This window comes from Sulfuricurvum sp., from assembly GCF_036279695.1.
Taxonomy (GTDB): Bacteria; Campylobacterota; Campylobacteria; order Campylobacterales; family Sulfurimonadaceae; genus Sulfuricurvum.
This window is the reverse complement of record NZ_DASUIQ010000058.1, coordinates 1-17,129: the sequence shown is the minus strand read 5'-3', so window position 1 is coordinate 17,129 and position 17,129 is coordinate 1. Positions and strand designations below refer to the sequence as shown.

Sequence of the window (17,129 nt, the reverse complement as noted above, 5' to 3'; positions counted from 1 at the left end):
GCATTGTTTTCATCTTGACCATAGATAGGATCACCGACGATCGGATGTTCCACGTGGAACAAATGAACCCGTATCTGATGTTGGCGTCCCGTATAGGGTGAAGCCTCGACGAGAGTCGTATCGGTGTCAGGAAAATACTTCAGCGGTGTGATAAAGGTACGTGAGGGTTTTCCCTCAGGATGAACCCGAACGATCATCCGAACGATAGAACTCTCATCTTCGCGACGCAACAGAGGCTCTTGTATATCGAGTGGATCTTTGAGATGACCTTTTACCATAGCAATATATTTCTTGGTGATTTGTCGCTCTTCAAACATCATCTTCAAAGCACGTTCGCTGATTTTGTTTCGCGCCGCTAAAACCAAACCGCTCGTCTCTTGATCGATCCGATGGGTAATATTGGCTTCATGACCGAAACGGTGTTTGATCTCATCATTGAGACTGTAGGGGGTATGACGATTTTGGGGATGGACGAGGAGACCGCTGGGTTTGTCATAAACAGCAAACTCCTCTTCCACAAACGCAGGTTCCAACCCTAACGTCAAAGGTTCAAAACAGATGAAATCAAAATCCCCCTCTTCGATAAACCCTGCGTTATTTGCCATCACTTCACCGTTTTGAGAAAGGCGCCCTTTTGCGATGAGACGTTGTGCTTCGCTTTGGGTTATCCCTAACTCTTGCATTAAAAAGCGAAACGCTTTTTGACGGGTAGGTGAATGAAGCTGTTTGGTAACGAAAGGCAATTTAATTCCTTTTTAGGGAGGGTAGGATAAACTATATTAATATAATAAGATGCGCATTTTAGCATAGTAAGGAAGCAGATATGGTAGATCGTTACGCCAGAGAAGAGATGAAATCCAAATGGAGTATCCAAGCAAAATATCAAGCATGGCTCGATGTTGAAAAAGCTGTAGTCGTTGCATGGAATAAATTGGGATTGATTCCCGATGAAGATGCGAAAAAAATTGTAGAGAATGCAGGATTTTCGGTTGAGCGTATTGATGAGATCGAAGCGGTTACTCGCCATGATTTGATCGCGTTTACGACATCGGTATCTGAAACTCTCGGAGAAGAGAGTCGATGGTTCCATTACGGTATGACCTCTTCTGATACCGTTGATACGGCTGTCGCTCTTCAGATGCGTGATTCGCTGGCATTGATCATCGAAGATGTTAAAATGGTTATGGCATCGATCAAGGCAAGAGCGGAAGAACACAAGATGACATTGCTCGTCGGACGCTCTCACGGTATTCACGGTGAGCCGATTACGTTTGGTTTGGTGTTAGCGGTTTGGTACGATGAGATGGCGCGCCATTTGGAAAACTTGGAACAAACGATGGAAGTTATCTCTGTCGGTCAAGTTTCAGGTGCTATGGGTAACTTTGCTCACGCACCGTTAGAACTCGAAGAGTATGCGTGTGAAGCATTAGGGCTTAAACCGGCTCCTGCATCTAATCAAGTTATTCAACGTGACCGTTATGCACGTCTCGCTTCGGCGCTCGCCTTGATGGCAAGCTCAATCGAAAAATTTGCGGTACAGGTTCGCCACTGGCAACGTACCGAAGTGTATGAGTGTGAAGAGTTTTTTGCCAAAGGGCAAAAAGGCTCATCGGCAATGCCTCACAAACGTAATCCGATCTTGACCGAAAATATCACAGGGTTAGCTCGTATGGTTAGAGCCTATGTTATCCCTGCAATGGAAAACGTGGCGTTATGGCATGAGCGTGACATCTCTCACAGCTCTACCGAGCGTTTCTGGTTGCCGGACAGTTTCGTAACCTCTGATTTCATGCTACACCGTTTTAACAGTGTTATCGCTAACCTCGTCGTGTATCCTGAGAACATGATGCGTAATCTCAACTTAACCGGAGGACTTGTTTTCTCACAACGTGTTTTACTCGAACTTCCGCTCAAAGGGGTGAGCCGTGAAGATGCGTACCGTATCGTTCAACGCAACGCGATGAAAGTATGGGAAGGGTTGCAACAAGGAAAAAGCGCAACGAATGAAAAAGGGGAATCTCTTTATCTTCAATATCTATTGGAGGATGAAGAACTACGTAACTCGTTGAGTGAAGAAGCGATTCGCGAATGTTTCAATTTTGATTATTACACTAAAAATGTCGATAAAATTTTTGCACGGGTATTTAAATAATTGGTTCAATAATTGCTTTAATAAGCTTATAGAACAAGAAGTCAAAAAGCTAGAAAAATTTCTAAATTTTGAGGGTATAATACCCCTCTTACAGAACATCAAGGAAACTGCTAAATGTTAACTATTGTTAAGCGTAACGGCCGTAGAGAGCCGCTGGATATTACCAAAATTCAAAAATACACCTCCGCTGCGGTCAAGGGATTAGTCAACGTATCGCAAAGCGAGTTAGAAGTAGATGCCCAGATCCAGTTTCGTGACGGTATTAACAGCAATGAGATTCAACAAACCCTGATTAAAACAGCAGTAGATAAAATCGATATTGACTCTCCCAACTGGACGTTTGTAGCATCACGTCTCTTTTTATATGATTTGTACCACCGCGTAAACGGTTTTACCGGTTACGGCTCTCTTAAAACCTATTTTGAGCGAGGAGAAGCCGAAGGGCGAATCTTGCTCGGTCTTAGAGACAAATACGATCTGGATGATTTGGATGCGTATATCGTCCCTGAACGTGACTTGGAGTTCAACTACCTCGGCGTTAAAACATTGTATGACCGATATTTGATCAAAGACCGCAAAGGTGATCCGATAGAACTTCCTCAGCACATGTTTATGGCCGTTGCAATGTTCTTGGCGCAAAACGAAAACGATCGTCAAACGTGGGCGAAGAAGTTTTACGACATGATGTCCAAATTCGAAGTGATGATGGCGACCCCTACCCTCTCTAACGCTCGTACAACGCGTCACCAGCTTAGCTCGTGCTATATCGGTTCGGCTCCTGATAATATCGAGGGGATTTTCGATGCCTACAAAGAGATGGCATTGCTCTCCAAATTCGGAGGCGGGATCGGCTGGGATTGGACACAGGTTCGCGCTATGGGATCGTTCATCGACGGTCACAAAAATGCGGCCGGCGGAACCGTACCGTTTTTGAAAATCACCAACGACATCGCGATTGCCGTTGATCAGCTCGGAACCCGCAAAGGGGCTATCGCCGTTTATCTCGAGCCGTGGCACATGGATGTAAAAGATTTCCTCGATGTGAAGAAAAACTCAGGGGAAGAGCGCCGACGTGCTCATGATTTGTTCCCAGCGTTGTGGATCAACGATATGTTTATGAAACGGGTCGTAGAAGACGGTATCTGGACGATGTTCGATCCGTTTGACGTCAAAGATCTCAGCGAGCTTTACGGAGACGCTTTTGAGAAACGCTACCTTGAGCTTGAACAAGATGCGAGCGTGGCCAAAGAGCACACCAAAGCGAAAGATTTGTGGAAAAAAATCCTCACGTCGTATTTCGAGACGGGAAGCCCGTTCTTGTGTTTCAAAGACAGCGCGAACCGATCCAATCCGAATGACCATTTCGGGATTATTCGCAGTTCGAACCTTTGTACCGAAATCTTCCAAAATACACAGCCGAACCACTATTTGATCAAAATCAAATACGAAGACGGATCGTTTGTTACGTTCGAAGAAGACGAGATCGTTAAAGTCGACAGCGGGATCGAAAAACCGGCGAACAAAATCACGGCGCTTGATTCACTAAACGGTCGCCCTATCTACATCGTCGAAAAAGAGAAAGTAGACGGTGCGACGGCGGTATGTAATCTAGCATCGGTCAATCTCTCCCGTGTACATACCAAAGAGGATATCGACCGTATCGTTCCCGTAGCGATCCGTGCGCTCGACAATGTTATCGATTTGAACTTCTATCCGCTCGAAAAAGTGAAACGTACCAATATGCGCAGCCGTGCGATCGGTTTGGGTGTTATGGGTGAAGCGCAGATGCTTGCCGAGAACAAAATCGTTTGGGGAAGCCAAGAACATTTCGACAAAGTGGACGAAGTGATGGAAGCGGTGAGCTATAACGCGATTCTCGCTTCGTCAAACCTTGCGGTTGAAAAAGGCTCATACGCCGAGTATCAAGGCTCTAAATGGAGCCGTGGAATCCTCCCGATGGATCACGCAACGGCAGAGGTTCAAAATCTCGTCGATCGCGGCGGATTGTTCGCTCCGAATTATGAGTGGGACGAGCTTCGTGAAACAATCAAGCGTCAAGGGATGCGTAACGGCTATCTGATGGCGATCGCACCGACGAGTTCGATCTCGATCCTCACAGGGACGACACAAACGATCGAGCCGATCTACAAGCGCAAATGGTTCGAAGAGAACCTCTCAGGGCTTATTCCGGTTGTTGCACCGAAACTCAGTCCCGATACGTGGAGTTACTACACCCCTGCGTATGATCTCGATCAAACGATCCTTGTCAAAGCGGCCGCAATCCGCCAAAAATGGATCGACCAAGGGCAAAGTCTTAATATCTTTATCACCCTAGATCGTGCCAGCGGTAAATATCTCAACGACATTTATATGCTCGCATGGAAATTGGGTCTCAAATCGACCTACTATCTCCGTTCTCAATCTCCGGAACAAAAACAAGACACGGCGGACCGCTCGATGGAGTGTGAAGGGTGCCAGTAAAGCCCCTGAGCGCCTCAACGCTCAAAAACCTACTAGAGCGTATCGACTTTGCACGTCAGGGCGAAATCCGTTCTCTAGCTCCACAATCTTCTACTTCCATCGAAATTCGTTTTAGTGTTCAGGACATTGCACGCGGGTATGACTGGATCGATGTGATGTTTCGGATAGATGGTGTGAATGACGCCAAACTCGTAAGCGACAATGTTCTACGTTCTTTGGATATGTCTGAGGGGATAACCGTGGAACTAACCCCTAACAGCGCTGCGTTAGCGATCGGAAGTTATTTTGGCAGAGCGAACGAAGCGCTGTTTTATATCCTCGGAACTTCCATCGGATATGAAGAGCTCCCCTTCAGCGCTTGAGGAGCTCTTTGACGCACGATTCGATCATCGTGTAGACGTGCTCAAACCCTTCAAAACCATCGAAAAAGTACGGATCAGGGACATCGGCTCCGTTATACCCGTAATCCCCCAATTTGACGAGATTTCGGCACCCTAATGCTTCGAGGTCGCGGTAGTTGCTTTGGTCCAAGGCGACGATCACGTCAAAAGTGTTAAAGTCGGCTTTTTTGACTTGTCGTGCACGAAGATGCGAAATGTCGATGTCGTGATTGCGGGCAACACTAACGGAGTGTTTGCACGGTGCTTCACCGACGTGCCAACTTCCCGTTCCCGCCGAATCGACGGTGATTCCATGACCCCCCTCTTCTATCAATGCGCGAGCAACCCCCTCAGCGATCGGTGAGCGGCAGATGTTACCCAGACACACAAAGAGAATCGATTTCATAATGATTTAACTACGTCTTTTAAAAGGGTATTTCTCGCGATTAGCGGTGTTATTAGCAACGACTTTCCATAGCTTAGGGAGATTGGATGAGAGCTCTTGACCGCGATAGAGTTCCGCTTCGGTGAGTTCGTAGTACATCTGATCGCGGCTGACACGCGCCCATTCGCTCCCCTGTGCGGCGACATAGTTCCACAGCGCGTAGGCGATGGTGTTGTTGACATTGACCCCTACCCCATTTTTGTAAAGCCATCCGAGGATAAGCTGAGCATCCGAATTACCGTTTTTGGCGGCTTGTTTAAACAAGCGGGAGGCTTGGAGGTGATTTTGAGGCAGTCCGATCCCCTCAATCATCAATACCCCGAGGGCGACTTGGGAATCGGCATGGTTTTTTTGCGCCCCTATTTTAAAAATTCGTACCGCCTCTTTGTAGTCGATGGGGGTGCCGTACCCCTTTAGACTCATTATCCCAAGAAAGTAGAGAGACTGCAAATTCCCCTGCTGTGCGGCGGGGACGAGGGCTTTGCGTGCTTCGATATAGTTTTGGTGATAAAAGGCAACTTCGCCGTCGTGGGCAAGCTGTTCAGTGGAGGATGCGAAAAGTGTAGAGAAGCTGATAAATAAAAATGCTAATGCTATTTTAGACTTTGACATCGTAAGCTCCCTACAAAGGATAATGATATTTTACCATAATAGCTTAAGTGAAAAATAGAGAAATGAAATTACTATTTCATTTTTTCCAACAGACAGATGAAAAAGCCGTCTATCGTATCGGTCGGCAGAATACGGACGGCGTTTTGGATACGTTCGTCATACACCTCTTTCCCCCATCGTGTGAGAGGCTTTTGGACGTTATCGAAGGGCAATGTGAGGGGGATAGTCTTTAAATGCTCTCCATGGCGCTCTAAGAGGTGCTGAAGAGGGCTTTCGTTCTCCTCAGGGGAAAAGGAACAGGTGCTATAGAGCAATTTGCCTCCCGGTTTGAGAGCGTCGAATGCCGAAAGCAATAATCTACGCTGGAGCTTTGAGGTCTCTTTGACTTTGTGAACGCTCCAGTAACTCATACTTTTTGGCTCATGGGTTTTAAAGCGCGCCTCGGAAGAACACGGTGCATCGAGGAGGATGCGATCAAACATCTGGGGACACTTTTTTCCGACACTGCGCCCGTCGGTCATGTAGGTGTGGGCGTTAGTCACCCCTTGGGATTTCAGATTATCGCAGAGGCGAAAAAAACGCTCGCGCTGAAGCTCCACCGCAGAGAGCCATCCGGTATTCTCCATCATCCCCGCGAGCATGAGGGTTTTTCCCCCCGGTGCGGCGGCAAGATCGAGTACCGTCTCTTCGGGGCGAGGAGCGAGCAAAACGGGGGCAATCATCGAGGAGAGGTTTTGGATATAGAGACGCCCCTCGTAGAATGCGGATGTTTGGGTGAGACGGAGCTTATCTTCGGGGGCGATTCGATATACCCCATCTAAAATACTCCACCCTACTTTTTCTACTGCAATACCTTCGTGTTCCAACTCGGCTTCTAGCTCTGAGGGCTTCGCTTTGAGGGTATTTACCCGAAAGGTTACTTGTTTGGGGGAATCGAAAGTGCGAAGTATCGATTCAAACTGCTCATGTGGAACAATTTTCTCCAACCGTTCGCTAAACGCTTCGGGGAGGCTCATCGCACGACTCCATCGAGGACGGGGACAAAATCACATACCTCAAGGGCATCTTCGTGGATAACGCCCCCCTGCTTCGTAAAACGGGTGATGATCTGCTCTCGCCCTTTTTCCACCGGAGCGAGTAAAATCCCCCCTTCTCGGAGTTGGTCAAAGAGTTTTTTTGGGATGGTGCGCGCCGATGCCGAGAACAAAATCCGATCAAACGGGGCGTATTGCTCCCAGCCGTTTTGACCATCATCCGTGCGGGTGTGGATATTGCCCAGATGGAGGTGACGAAAGCGCTCTTTGGCTTCCAAAAGGAGTGATTCGATCCGCTCGATCGTAAACACACGGCGAAAGATTTTGGAGAGGACGGCCGCCTGATAGCCGCTTCCGCATCCGATCTCTAGTACGCTGTCGCACCCCTCAGGGCTGAGATACTGAGTCATTTTGGCTACCGTCAGCGGAGAAGAGATGTACTGCTGTGCACCGATCGGGAGGGCGTCGAGACGATAGGCGTTGTGGCGCATTGCCAGAGGGACAAAGGCTTCGCGGTTGGTGTGAATAATGGCGTTTTTGACAATAGGGCGTAGGGGGAACTTTTTGGCGATCTCGTCCGTCATACGGGTGGTTTTGATGATGGTGATTTTATCGATGCTCATGCTATTCCTACGTTGAGGTATCGGCGCATCGAGAGGACCGTTCGCGCTTCATAATGGGATGTTAGTAATTCGGAACCGCTGTTGCGGAGTTCGCCGCCGAAAGGGGTGATAATGCCGCTCATACCGCTCGTATCTGAATTGGAAGCATCGGAAGCGACGACGTAGCATTGGTTTATCACGGCAAGGGCGTTGGTGAGGGTGACGAAGTGATCCGCTCTTAGTTTCCCCCACTGCGCAGGGATAGCGATGATGTCACACCCCTCCAATCGCTGCCAGAGCTGTTTAAAACGGAGTTCGAAGCAGATCAAAATTCCGATTTTAATCCCATCAAAGTCGAAAGGGATCATTTTCCCCTCTTCCCCCGCGCTGAAATGTTCGTGTTCCGCGCCGAGGGTAAAGAGTTTTGCTTTGGCTTGGGTGTGGAGCACGTCTCTTTGGTGAAGCGCGTAAGCGATGTTATAAAATGACCCCTCGCGCTTGGTAATGGCGGTAAAAATCAGTAAACGGTTCCCGATGTGCTCTGATAGTTTCGCAAGTGAGGAGGGGGTAAACGCCGCCGCTTCTTCAAAGCGATCGTAGGCAAATCCGCTTAAACACACTTCGGGGGCGACGAGGATGGCGTCTTCGGGAGATTGATCGATAAGTGCCGTGAGACGGTCGAGATTTTTCGTAAAATCGGGATCGGTCTCAAAGCAGAGGGATGTAACGGAGCGGGTTTTAGAAGTCGTCAAAACTGAGGCTTCCTTTGGAATAGTTGGTGACGGTACCTTCGAAGAAGTTGGTTTTTTGGTCGTTGAATTTGGAGAAGTCATCGACCCATTTGATCGGATGGGTGACGTTGTAGAGCGGTTTGAGCCCTACCGCCGTGAGCCGTTGATCGGCGAGGTATTGGATGTATTGTTCCACAATTTCGTTGGTGAGACCCAAAATCTGCCCTTGGGTGATGTATTTGCCCCATGCGGTTTCGAGTTCGACCGCTTTGCGGAACATATCGTAGACTTCCTCGATAAGTGCTTCGGTGAAGAGATCGCTGCGCTCGCGTCGAAGGGTGTTGATGATATTTTGGAACAAGACGAGGTGGGTCACTTCATCGCGTTGGATAAAGCGGATCATCTGTGCGGAACCGAGCATTTTCCCTGAGCGGGCGAGGGTATAGATGTAGGTAAATCCGCTGTAGAAGTAGATCCCCTCCAAAATTTGGTTCGCGAAACACGCTTTGACAAACGCACTCTCGCTCGGATCGTTGGCAAGTTCGTCGTAACGTGCGGCAATCGAGTCGTTTTTGGTTTTGAGCATCATGTCTTTGCGCCACAGATCGTAGATCTCTTCGCTGTTTTGGCTGATCGAGTCGACCATAACGGCGTAGCTTTGGGAGTGGAGGGCTTCTTCGAAGCTTTGGCGTACCAAAATGAGATTGACCTCAGGAGCCGTGACGTACGGGTTGACGTTGTCCATCAGGTTGTTGGTTTGGAGAGAGTCCATGAAAATGAGCTGGGAGAGCGCTTTGTCGTACGCTGTTTTCTCCATCTCGGTGAGGAACTTGTAGTCGACCGCATCGCGGGTCATATCGACCTCTTTGGGGAACCATGTGTTGTTAAGCATCATCTCCCAGAGGTTATACGCCCATTGGTATTTGATATTATTGAGTTCAAAAATCCCCGTAGGATTACCGCCGAAAATCTGGCGGTCGTTTACATGTTCGGTTGAGGTTGGATTGTAAATTTGTTTACGCTTCATTTCGGCTATCCCTGTGTGCAGATAAAGTAGATGATTATGTCCAAATATAGTTTTAAGTATGATAAAATGAAAAGAGTTTTTCAAAAGGGTGATGGGATGAATAAAAAGTTAATTTTAAAATCGGTGGCGGCGGCGGTATCGACGTATGCTATTGCAGGCTTTTTCGGAGTTCCGTATCTCATAAAAAACATTGTGCCCGGAAAAGTTTTTGAGGCGACGAAGGGGGGGGAGTTTTCGGTTGAGAAGGCTGCGTTCAACCCTTTTACTTTCCATTTGAGTTTGAACCAAGTCGTATTTAAAACACCGAAGAATACCGATTTTGTAGCAATGAAGAAATTTTCATGCAATGTCGATCCTCTCGCATACCTGTGGAAGGGCGGATTGGTTATCAATCGCATTTCACTGGTTGAACCGCATATTACGATCAAACGGGATAGCAACGGCGATTTTAACTTCAAATGGCTCACTGAACTGGGGGGAGATAAGCCCAAAGAGGATAAAAAAAGTGAGCCGATGGGGCTGATCATCAACCATTTCGCGCTCAAAAACGGGATGCTGAATTACAGCGATTATTCGGATGGGAAAGGCTACACCCTCGATGTGGGACCCATAGGATTTAACCTAGACAACATTGATTTGCGTGATCTTTCGAATGAGAACGGGAAGTTGCGATTGTATGCGACGATCAACGAAGGGGGATTTGTCGATTTGAGAGGGAAAATCGATGCCCTTTCGCCGTTTGTGATGGGGGGGAGCGTTGCATTTAATTCGGGCAAACTCTATACCCCTTGGAGCTATTTTAAAGAGAAATTGCCGATCGAAGTGGCCGATGGCACTGCGGGATTCGGATTTGACTATCGATTCGACAGCAATGATGTGAACGCGACTCAACTCTCGAAACTCCATTTTGAGATCGACAAGCTCCGTATTATCCCCAAAGGGGAAGAGCGAAATCTTCTGAGTCTCGTATCGCTTCGTTTGAGCGATGGGACCGTAGAACCGATGAAAAAAGTGTTTAAAGCCGGAGCGCTAAAACTCGATGGGATGAATTTCTCTGCACAGCGTTCCCATGAGGGTAAAATCGATTGGCTGAACTATATCGAAGAGATTCAGAAGGCATTTCCTAAAGAAGAGACAAACGAGACGGCAACTCCATGGCATTACGGCATTGATGAGATTACTCTAAACAACAGTGCCGTAGGATTTATCGATGAGGTACCCGCGAAAAAAGTGACGCTGAATCTCGATCAACTGAATCTGAATCTAAAAGGATTTCAGAGCGATCCATCGATTAAAAACGATCTTACCCTCTCCTCTCGTTTCAACCAAAGCGGCAGTATCGTACTCAACAGCGAGCTTATCCGTGCACCACTGAGCAGCAGAGGGAATGTGGAACTCAACGGGCTGGATGTTTCACAGATCGATCCTTATATCGAGCCGAGTACCTACGCATCGCTTCGTCGCGGGAATCTCTCTCTTTCGGCCGATTATGACTATAACCCCTCCAAAACGGAAGTGAGAGGAAAAGTGGCGTTAGAGGATTGGGTCGTCAATGATTCACGTGATGATTCGGTACTGCTCGGATGGACGAAGATCGGGGTAACCCCGTTTGCCTACTCTTATCCGGATAATCGGCTCAAAGTCAATCAGCTAGCCATCGACGGGTTCTATACGAATCTCCATATCGATGCGAAAAAGGTATTGAACTACTCAACATTGAGTAAAAACAGTGCTTCTTCCTCTAATACGGCGAAACCGGCGGGGAATCCGTTTGGGATGGACATCGTAAAACTACTTCTTCGCGGAAGCAGTGCGACGTTTAGCGATATGTCTCTGCCGTTGCCGTTTAAAACCTATATTCACGATTTGGAAGGGTCAGTTCTTGGGATCTCGACGACCAAAGACGTTACCACCTTCGTAAAAATTCGAGGGGGGGTAGATCAGTACGGATTGGCTCGGATCGACGGGTCACTAAACACCAAAGCGCCTAAAAAGTTCACCGATTTGAAAGTGGCGTTTGATAATCTGGAACTCAAAGGATATACCCCGTATTCTCTAGAGTTTTTGGGATACAAGATCGCAGGGGGGAAACTCTTTTTAGATTTGGGATACAAGATTAATCAGGGGAAATTAAACGGAGCCAATCGAGTGGTCATTAAACAAATCGAGCTTGGAGCAGAGAAAGCGGGCGGATCCCCGTGGCCGTTGCGGCTCGTTGTCGCATTGCTTGAAGACAGTGATGGGGTAATCGATATTGATCTCCCCATAGAGGGGGATGTGAATAGTCCTGATTTCAAATACGGTAAAGTGGTGTGGCAGGTGATCGGAAATCTCTTTACCAAAGCCGTTACGTCTCCGTTTAAACTACTGGGATCAATGATGGGAATTGAGAATGACAAGCTCTCTTCTATCGATTTTGAAGCCGGTTCAGCGACCCTTTCGCCGCCGCAGGTGGAAAAACTCGATCAGATTACTGCCATGCTCTCTAAGCGGCCCAAATTAGCGCTTAGCATATACGGCGGATGGGATGAAGCGTATGACACGTATGCGTTAAAAAGTCAAAAATTGGTGCAAGCGGCACTTAAGAAAAATAAAAACCTCAAAATTGATTCTACTCAAGCGATGAGCGTGGAACTGCTCGAAGCGATGGCAGAAGATTCTTTGGATAAAAAAGAGCTCAATGCACTCAAAGCTTCGTATAAGGAGAAATACCCTGAAGAAGCGGCGTATGTTCGTCACTATTCGGCAACCTTGATCGATAAGCTCGTTCCGTTGCAGCCGCTTAGTTCAGCCGAACTTCAAACACTGGCGCAACAACGTTCTCTTGCCATTCGGGATTATGTTATGAAAACATCGGGATTTGAGAAACGGCTGTTAATTAAAGAGAGCGAAGGGGTAAAAGGGGAAAAAGAAGAGGTTATTCCGACCCGTTTGGAAATCATGATTCCTTAAAATTTTGACATTTTTGTGATTAATCTTATAATGTCGTTTTTATTTGACAGGAGAAACTATGCCGTTTTCACCCGCAAAGCGTAAAGACACCCTCAGCGGTATCCTTTTTGTCGCTATATTTGCCGCAGCCGCGACGATGATCGCCGATTTGGCTGTTGTTAAAAGTCTTGGAATTTCCCCTCTCGTTGTGGGGATTGTGTTGGGTATCTTTTTTGCCAATACCCTTCATAATCGTATTCCGTCTGTTTGGGAGGGGGGGATTACCTTTTCGGGTAAAAAAATTCTCCGTTTTGCTATCGTGTTTTACGGGTTTCGGATTACGTTTCAACAGATTGAGCAGGTGGGGATAGAGGGGTTCATGGTTTCATTGATCATGCTCTCTAGCACGTTTATTCTCGGAACGTTTTTAGCTCAAAAGTTTTTTAAACTCGATCGTGATACGTCGATGTTGACGGCTGCAGGGGCATCGGTATGCGGTGCGGCGGCTGTTTTGGCGACGGAGCCGGTACTTAAAAGCGAAGAGTACAAAACAGCGATTGCGGTATCGATGGTTGTCCTGTTCGGGACAATTTCGATGTTTCTCTACCCTGTGTTGTATGCGGCGATCATTCAGCCCGCAACCGGATTTTTACACATGGATCCTACAACGTTCGGGATGTATGTCGGGGGAACCATTCATGAGGTAGCTCAAGTCGTTGCCGTTCCCGCATCGATTCCGGGTGCGAGTGCCGATATGGCAAATACGGCTGTTATCGTCAAAATGACACGGGTTATTATGATCGCTCCGATGTTGATCGTGTTGGGGATCTATCTCTCGTACAGCGCAAAGAAAAGCGGGACTACCGGTGGGGGCGTTAAGCTTGTTATCCCATGGTTCGCGGTTTACTTCGTCGGTATGGCGGGGGTCAACTCATTGTTACTCAACTTCACCGATGCCCACGCAACGGAAGCGATCGCAGCGACTATCAAATCGGTGATTTCTAATATCAATCTTATCGATACGTTCTTGCTCACTATGGCGATGACGGCTCTGGGGATGGGGACACGGTTCGCGAAATTCAAAGGGCTTGGATTAGCCCCTATTTATGCAGCAGGTTCGATGTTTATTTGGCTCGTCGTGGGCGGATTTGTCATCACTCAGTGGGTTGTGGCGACGTTTTAATTATCTCTTCCTATAGCTCAATGCTTCGAGCAGATGAGCTTTCCCTATATCGCGTGAACTTTCTATATCGGCAATAGTCCGTGCCACTTTGAGGACACGGCTCACGGCCCGAAACGATAACCCGAATCTCCCTATCGCCTGATCGATGACCTGCTGTGTTTCCGGATTGAGTGGACAGTACTGAGCAATCTCCGCGTCACTCAGTGCTCCGTTAAGGGATCTTTGTCCCCGCTCTTTTTGACGCAAGAACGCTTCTCGTACTTTTTTATGAAGCTGATGGGAAGTGACGCTCGGTTTATCCTCCGCACTCACCGCGTGCATTTGTACATAGAGATCAATACGATCTAAAAAGGGATCGGAGAGGCGTGATTTATAGCGATTGATCTCCAAATCACTGCATCGGCACGCGGTTGTGGTACTGAAAAGATTGCCGCACGGGCAGGGGTTCATCGCCCCGACAAAGAGAAAATTGGCATCGTAGGTGACTTTGGTATTAACCCTTGAGATACGGATATGACGATCTTCCAAAGGCTCTCTGAGTGCTTCGAGTACCGTTTTGGAAAAATGGGGTAGTTCATCGAAAAAGAGGATCCCCCCGTGCGCTAAACCCACTTCACCGATTTGGGCTTTATGGGTTCCACTGTGATTTCCAACAATTAATGCTACCGAATCAACCCAAAACAAAGGAAAATAGCTCATGGCGCACCCTGGATTTACAATAAAAAATGCTACTCTCACAACATTTGATGCTACTAAATACGAATTTAATAGCAATATATGCTACCACATTTTATTGAAAGATAGATTTTCTGTAGTTACATGGTATCAAAGTGGAGATTATCATATGTTCTTTTCGCTCGCTTCATATCCATCGGATGATATGAGTCCGCCTAAAACGCAGGAAGAATTTCTATATGGGCTAGACAATCTGCATACAATGTTTTATTTTCAGACTGAGCATATGTATGTATTTGAATTAGCTTTAGTTGAGGAAGATGGAATTATCGCTTGCATCGGGAAAAATGATGAGGAAGAATGGAAAATTTCTGAAACGGAAGGCTGTTTGGGCGTTTACCGATTAGAGGATAATGCCCTAAATTTGATTTATGATAATTATGCGGATGCCTTCAAAAATGGCAAAATAACATGGGAAGCAAAATGGATGGGGATTTTGGAACGTTCAGCCCCAGAGGATGAGTAGATTAAAGTACATCACTTTTCAAAAATGATTGCAATATGCCATATTGTTATTGATTTTTATGAAGTATGTATAATCATTTCATGATAAACAACATAACAAGCGAAAAATATATGTGTGTAAAATTGCTATGAATTGAGGTGTAAAAGATGCCTGTTCGAAAGATAAAAAAGAATTATCGCTCCGTAACTGGTCATTTTAGTAGTGTGAAAAACGATCGTAATATTGCCTACGAATCCTTACTTGAACGGGATTTTTTTCTGCTTCTTGAATTTGATAGATCTGTTGCTTCTTATGAAGAGCAACCGATAGCCCTTTCCTACCATTATGCAAAAAGGGATATTCGTTATACTCCTGATGCCCTCGTACACTACAAAGACCCCAAGCGTATTCCCTGTATATTTGAAATCAAATACTCCGAAGAAGTTAAAGAAAAAAAAGTTTTTTTGAAACAGAAATTTGAGCAGATCGAAGAGTATCTAATCCAAAATGACATGGAGTTCAAACTATTCACAGAACTTGATATTCGTACACAATTTTTAGAAAATGCCAAGATGATATATGGAGCTATTTCAGGGAGTATCTCAGGATTTGAGCAAGAGCGAATGGAGCATATAAGGCGTGTATTAGTAAATGAAAAAATATTGAGTATTTCCGAGTGTATGTCGAAACTATCTTCAAATCGATATGAGCAGGCAGTTTATATTCGTCATCTTTGGTATCTTGTTTTTCTAGGAAAAGTAAAGATTGATATGGATACTAAAATCACCAACAACACAATGATAGGAGTTTCACGTGAAAATCATTGATCTCTCGGTTGGAAGCACTATATTTTTTCAAGATATGGAATATGAAATTAAAAAGCAGATCGATACGGGTCATGTACTTGCTAAGAATCTTAAAACCTACCGTGATGAGATTCTTCCGGTTGTAAATTTAGTGAATAATGAATCGGTAAAAGCGAAAGAACGTATTGAAGATATTTCAGAATCGGATTGGGAGGAAGCCAAAAGGCGGCTTCAAATTATCAAGCCGATTATAGATGGGGCTCTGGGTAAAAAAGAGATTATTGAAATTGCTGAAAAATTAGAACTCCATTTTACTACATTGTATCGTTGGATAAATAGATATAAAGAAACCGGTCTTCTTCAATCGCTAGTACCGTTAACTAGCATGAGAGGCCCGAAAGGGAAGATAATGATCGATGAAGAAGCGGAGATTATCACCAAAAAAGCTATCGAAACATTGTATTTGACAAAGCAAAAACTACCGGTTAAGGACGTATATCGAGAAATTGTTAAACGATGTAAAAATGCCAACGTAACATCTCCGCATGAAAATACGGTCCGCAACCGAATTAATCAGCTTTCGAAAGAACATACGATTGCTAAACGGGAAAGTCGTCAAATTGCTGATCGAAAGTATAAAAACACTGATGGAATGTTCCCTGAAGGTACATTTCCTCTTGATGTAATACAGATCGATCACACCCCGATGGATATTATACTTGTTGATGAAGTTGAGAGAAAGCCGATTGGAAGACCTTATTTAACATTAGCAATCGATGTTTATAGTCGTATGGTTGTCGGGTATTACATTGCACTTGAAGCACCAAGTTATTTTAGTGTGAGTCAGTGCCTTTCGAATGTTATTCTGACAAAAGAGCGGTACCTTCAAAAAATAGGTGTTGAAGGGGAATGGAATGTTTGGGGCGTACCAAAATCTATTCATATGGACAATGCTCAGGAATTTCGATCTGAAGCGCTCAAGAGATTTTGTGAGCAATATGGAATTACGATCATGATGCGGCCGGTTGCTCGTCCGCAATTTGGTGGGCACATTGAAAGGCTCATTGGCACTACGATGAAGGAAGTACATACTTTACCTGGAACAACGTTTTCAAATATCACGCAAAGAGGGCAGTATAAATCAGACAAAGAAGCGGCTATGACACTGGCAGAACTTGAGAAATGGATTGGTGAATTTATTGTCAATGTTTATCACAAAAGGATGCATCGCTCAATCAATATGTCTCCAGAGGAAAAGTTTGAAGAAGGGATATTTGGGACAGGTGAATATCCCGGTATTGGATTGCCTTTCAGGGTAGCCGATGAAGATCGGTTGAGAATAGATTTACTTCCAAGTATTGAACGAACGGTGCAGCAACATGGTGTTGTTATCGAAAAGATTAAATATTACGGGGATGTATTGCGTCGTTGGATTAACAGTGAAGATGAACGTGGAGGAGCTAGAAAATTCTTATTCAAAATAGACCCGAGGGATATTAGTAGAATTTTCTTTTTTGATCCGGAGATCAAAGAGTATTTTCCAATCCCTTATAGGACGATGAGCC

The 17,129-nt window shown here is 45.9% G+C and carries 16 protein-coding genes; 8 read left to right on the top strand and 8 right to left on the bottom strand.

The annotated features are described in order from the left end of the window. Positions 1-743: RluA family pseudouridine synthase (locus tag VFW36_RS05850; protein ID WP_329657876.1), on the bottom strand; the 743-nt coding region annotated here is incomplete at its 3' end. Positions 744-823: 80 nt separating this feature from the next. Between VFW36_RS05850 and purB the strand changes: the two genes are divergently transcribed. From purB to VFW36_RS05835, 3 genes are all read left to right on the top strand, one after another. Further along, the gene (gene purB, locus VFW36_RS05845) at positions 824-2,152 is read left to right on the top strand and encodes an adenylosuccinate lyase (protein WP_329657875.1); all 1,329 of its coding nucleotides are present in this window, start codon (positions 824-826) and stop codon (positions 2,150-2,152) included. Between the two features lie 114 nt (positions 2,153-2,266). Beyond that, positions 2,267-4,633 carry a ribonucleoside-diphosphate reductase subunit alpha gene (locus VFW36_RS05840; RefSeq protein ID WP_329657874.1) on the top strand — a complete coding sequence of 789 codons (2,367 nt, stop codon included), beginning with the start codon at positions 2,267-2,269 and terminating at the stop codon, positions 4,631-4,633. Beyond that, the gene (locus VFW36_RS05835) at positions 4,624-4,995 is read left to right on the top strand and encodes a hypothetical protein (protein ID WP_329657873.1); all 372 of its coding nucleotides are present in this window, start codon (positions 4,624-4,626) and stop codon (positions 4,993-4,995) included. The genes VFW36_RS05840 and VFW36_RS05835 overlap by 10 nt, the downstream gene beginning before the upstream one ends. On the opposite strand, the gene VFW36_RS05830 is transcribed toward VFW36_RS05835, so the two are convergent. From VFW36_RS05830 to VFW36_RS05805, 6 genes are all read right to left on the bottom strand, one after another. Beyond that, on the bottom strand, positions 4,985-5,419 hold the full coding sequence (locus VFW36_RS05830) for a low molecular weight protein-tyrosine-phosphatase (RefSeq protein ID WP_329657872.1): 435 nt from the start codon (positions 5,417-5,419) through the stop codon (positions 4,985-4,987). The genes VFW36_RS05835 and VFW36_RS05830 overlap by 11 nt on opposite strands. 6 nt (positions 5,420-5,425) lie before the next feature. Continuing rightward, entirely contained in the window at positions 5,426-6,070 is a 645-nt protein-coding gene (locus VFW36_RS05825) for a tetratricopeptide repeat protein (protein ID WP_329657871.1), read from the bottom strand. 71 nt (positions 6,071-6,141) lie between these two features. Beyond that, on the bottom strand, positions 6,142-7,086 hold the full coding sequence (locus VFW36_RS05820) for an RsmB/NOP family class I SAM-dependent RNA methyltransferase (RefSeq protein WP_329657870.1): 945 nt from the start codon (positions 7,084-7,086) through the stop codon (positions 6,142-6,144). Continuing rightward, positions 7,083-7,727 (bottom strand): protein-L-isoaspartate(D-aspartate) O-methyltransferase, encoded by a 645-nt coding sequence (locus tag VFW36_RS05815; RefSeq protein WP_329657869.1) that lies wholly within the window; start codon positions 7,725-7,727, stop codon positions 7,083-7,085. The genes VFW36_RS05820 and VFW36_RS05815 overlap by 4 nt, the downstream gene beginning before the upstream one ends. Beyond that, positions 7,724-8,458, bottom strand: a complete 735-nt coding sequence (locus VFW36_RS05810) for a carbon-nitrogen hydrolase family protein (protein WP_329657868.1) — start codon at positions 8,456-8,458, stop codon at positions 7,724-7,726. The genes VFW36_RS05815 and VFW36_RS05810 overlap by 4 nt, the downstream gene beginning before the upstream one ends. Continuing rightward, positions 8,445-9,464 carry a ribonucleotide-diphosphate reductase subunit beta gene (locus VFW36_RS05805; protein ID WP_329657867.1) on the bottom strand — a complete coding sequence of 340 codons (1,020 nt, stop codon included), beginning with the start codon at positions 9,462-9,464 and terminating at the stop codon, positions 8,445-8,447. The genes VFW36_RS05810 and VFW36_RS05805 overlap by 14 nt, the downstream gene beginning before the upstream one ends. Before the next feature lie 96 nt (positions 9,465-9,560). Between VFW36_RS05805 and VFW36_RS05800 the strand changes: the two genes are divergently transcribed. Beyond that, on the top strand, positions 9,561-12,416 hold the full coding sequence (locus tag VFW36_RS05800; RefSeq protein ID WP_329657866.1) for a DUF748 domain-containing protein: 2,856 nt from the start codon (positions 9,561-9,563) through the stop codon (positions 12,414-12,416). A 58-nt stretch (positions 12,417-12,474) separates the two neighbouring features. Beyond that, entirely contained in the window at positions 12,475-13,578 is a 1,104-nt protein-coding gene (locus VFW36_RS05795; protein ID WP_329657865.1) for a YeiH family protein, read from the top strand. Here the strand turns inward: VFW36_RS05795 and VFW36_RS05790 are convergent, their stop codons facing one another. After that, positions 13,579-14,277, bottom strand: a complete 699-nt coding sequence (locus VFW36_RS05790) for an ATP-binding protein (RefSeq protein ID WP_329657864.1) — start codon at positions 14,275-14,277, stop codon at positions 13,579-13,581. It lies immediately after the preceding gene. Between VFW36_RS05790 and VFW36_RS05785 the strand changes: the two genes are divergently transcribed. The 3 genes from VFW36_RS05785 to VFW36_RS05775 all read left to right on the top strand — a co-directional run. Further along, complete coding sequence (locus tag VFW36_RS05785; RefSeq protein WP_329657863.1) at positions 14,276-14,779, top strand: hypothetical protein; 504 nt, start codon at positions 14,276-14,278, stop codon at positions 14,777-14,779. The genes VFW36_RS05790 and VFW36_RS05785 overlap by 2 nt on opposite strands. A gap of 146 nt (positions 14,780-14,925) precedes the next feature. After that, positions 14,926-15,585: a TnsA endonuclease N-terminal domain-containing protein gene (locus VFW36_RS05780; protein WP_329657862.1), complete on the top strand. Its 660-nt coding sequence runs from the start codon at positions 14,926-14,928 to the stop codon at positions 15,583-15,585. Continuing rightward, the coding region (locus VFW36_RS05775) for a DDE-type integrase/transposase/recombinase (protein WP_329657861.1) at positions 15,572-17,129 on the top strand (1,558 nt) is incomplete at its 3' end. The genes VFW36_RS05780 and VFW36_RS05775, both read left to right, overlap by 14 nt.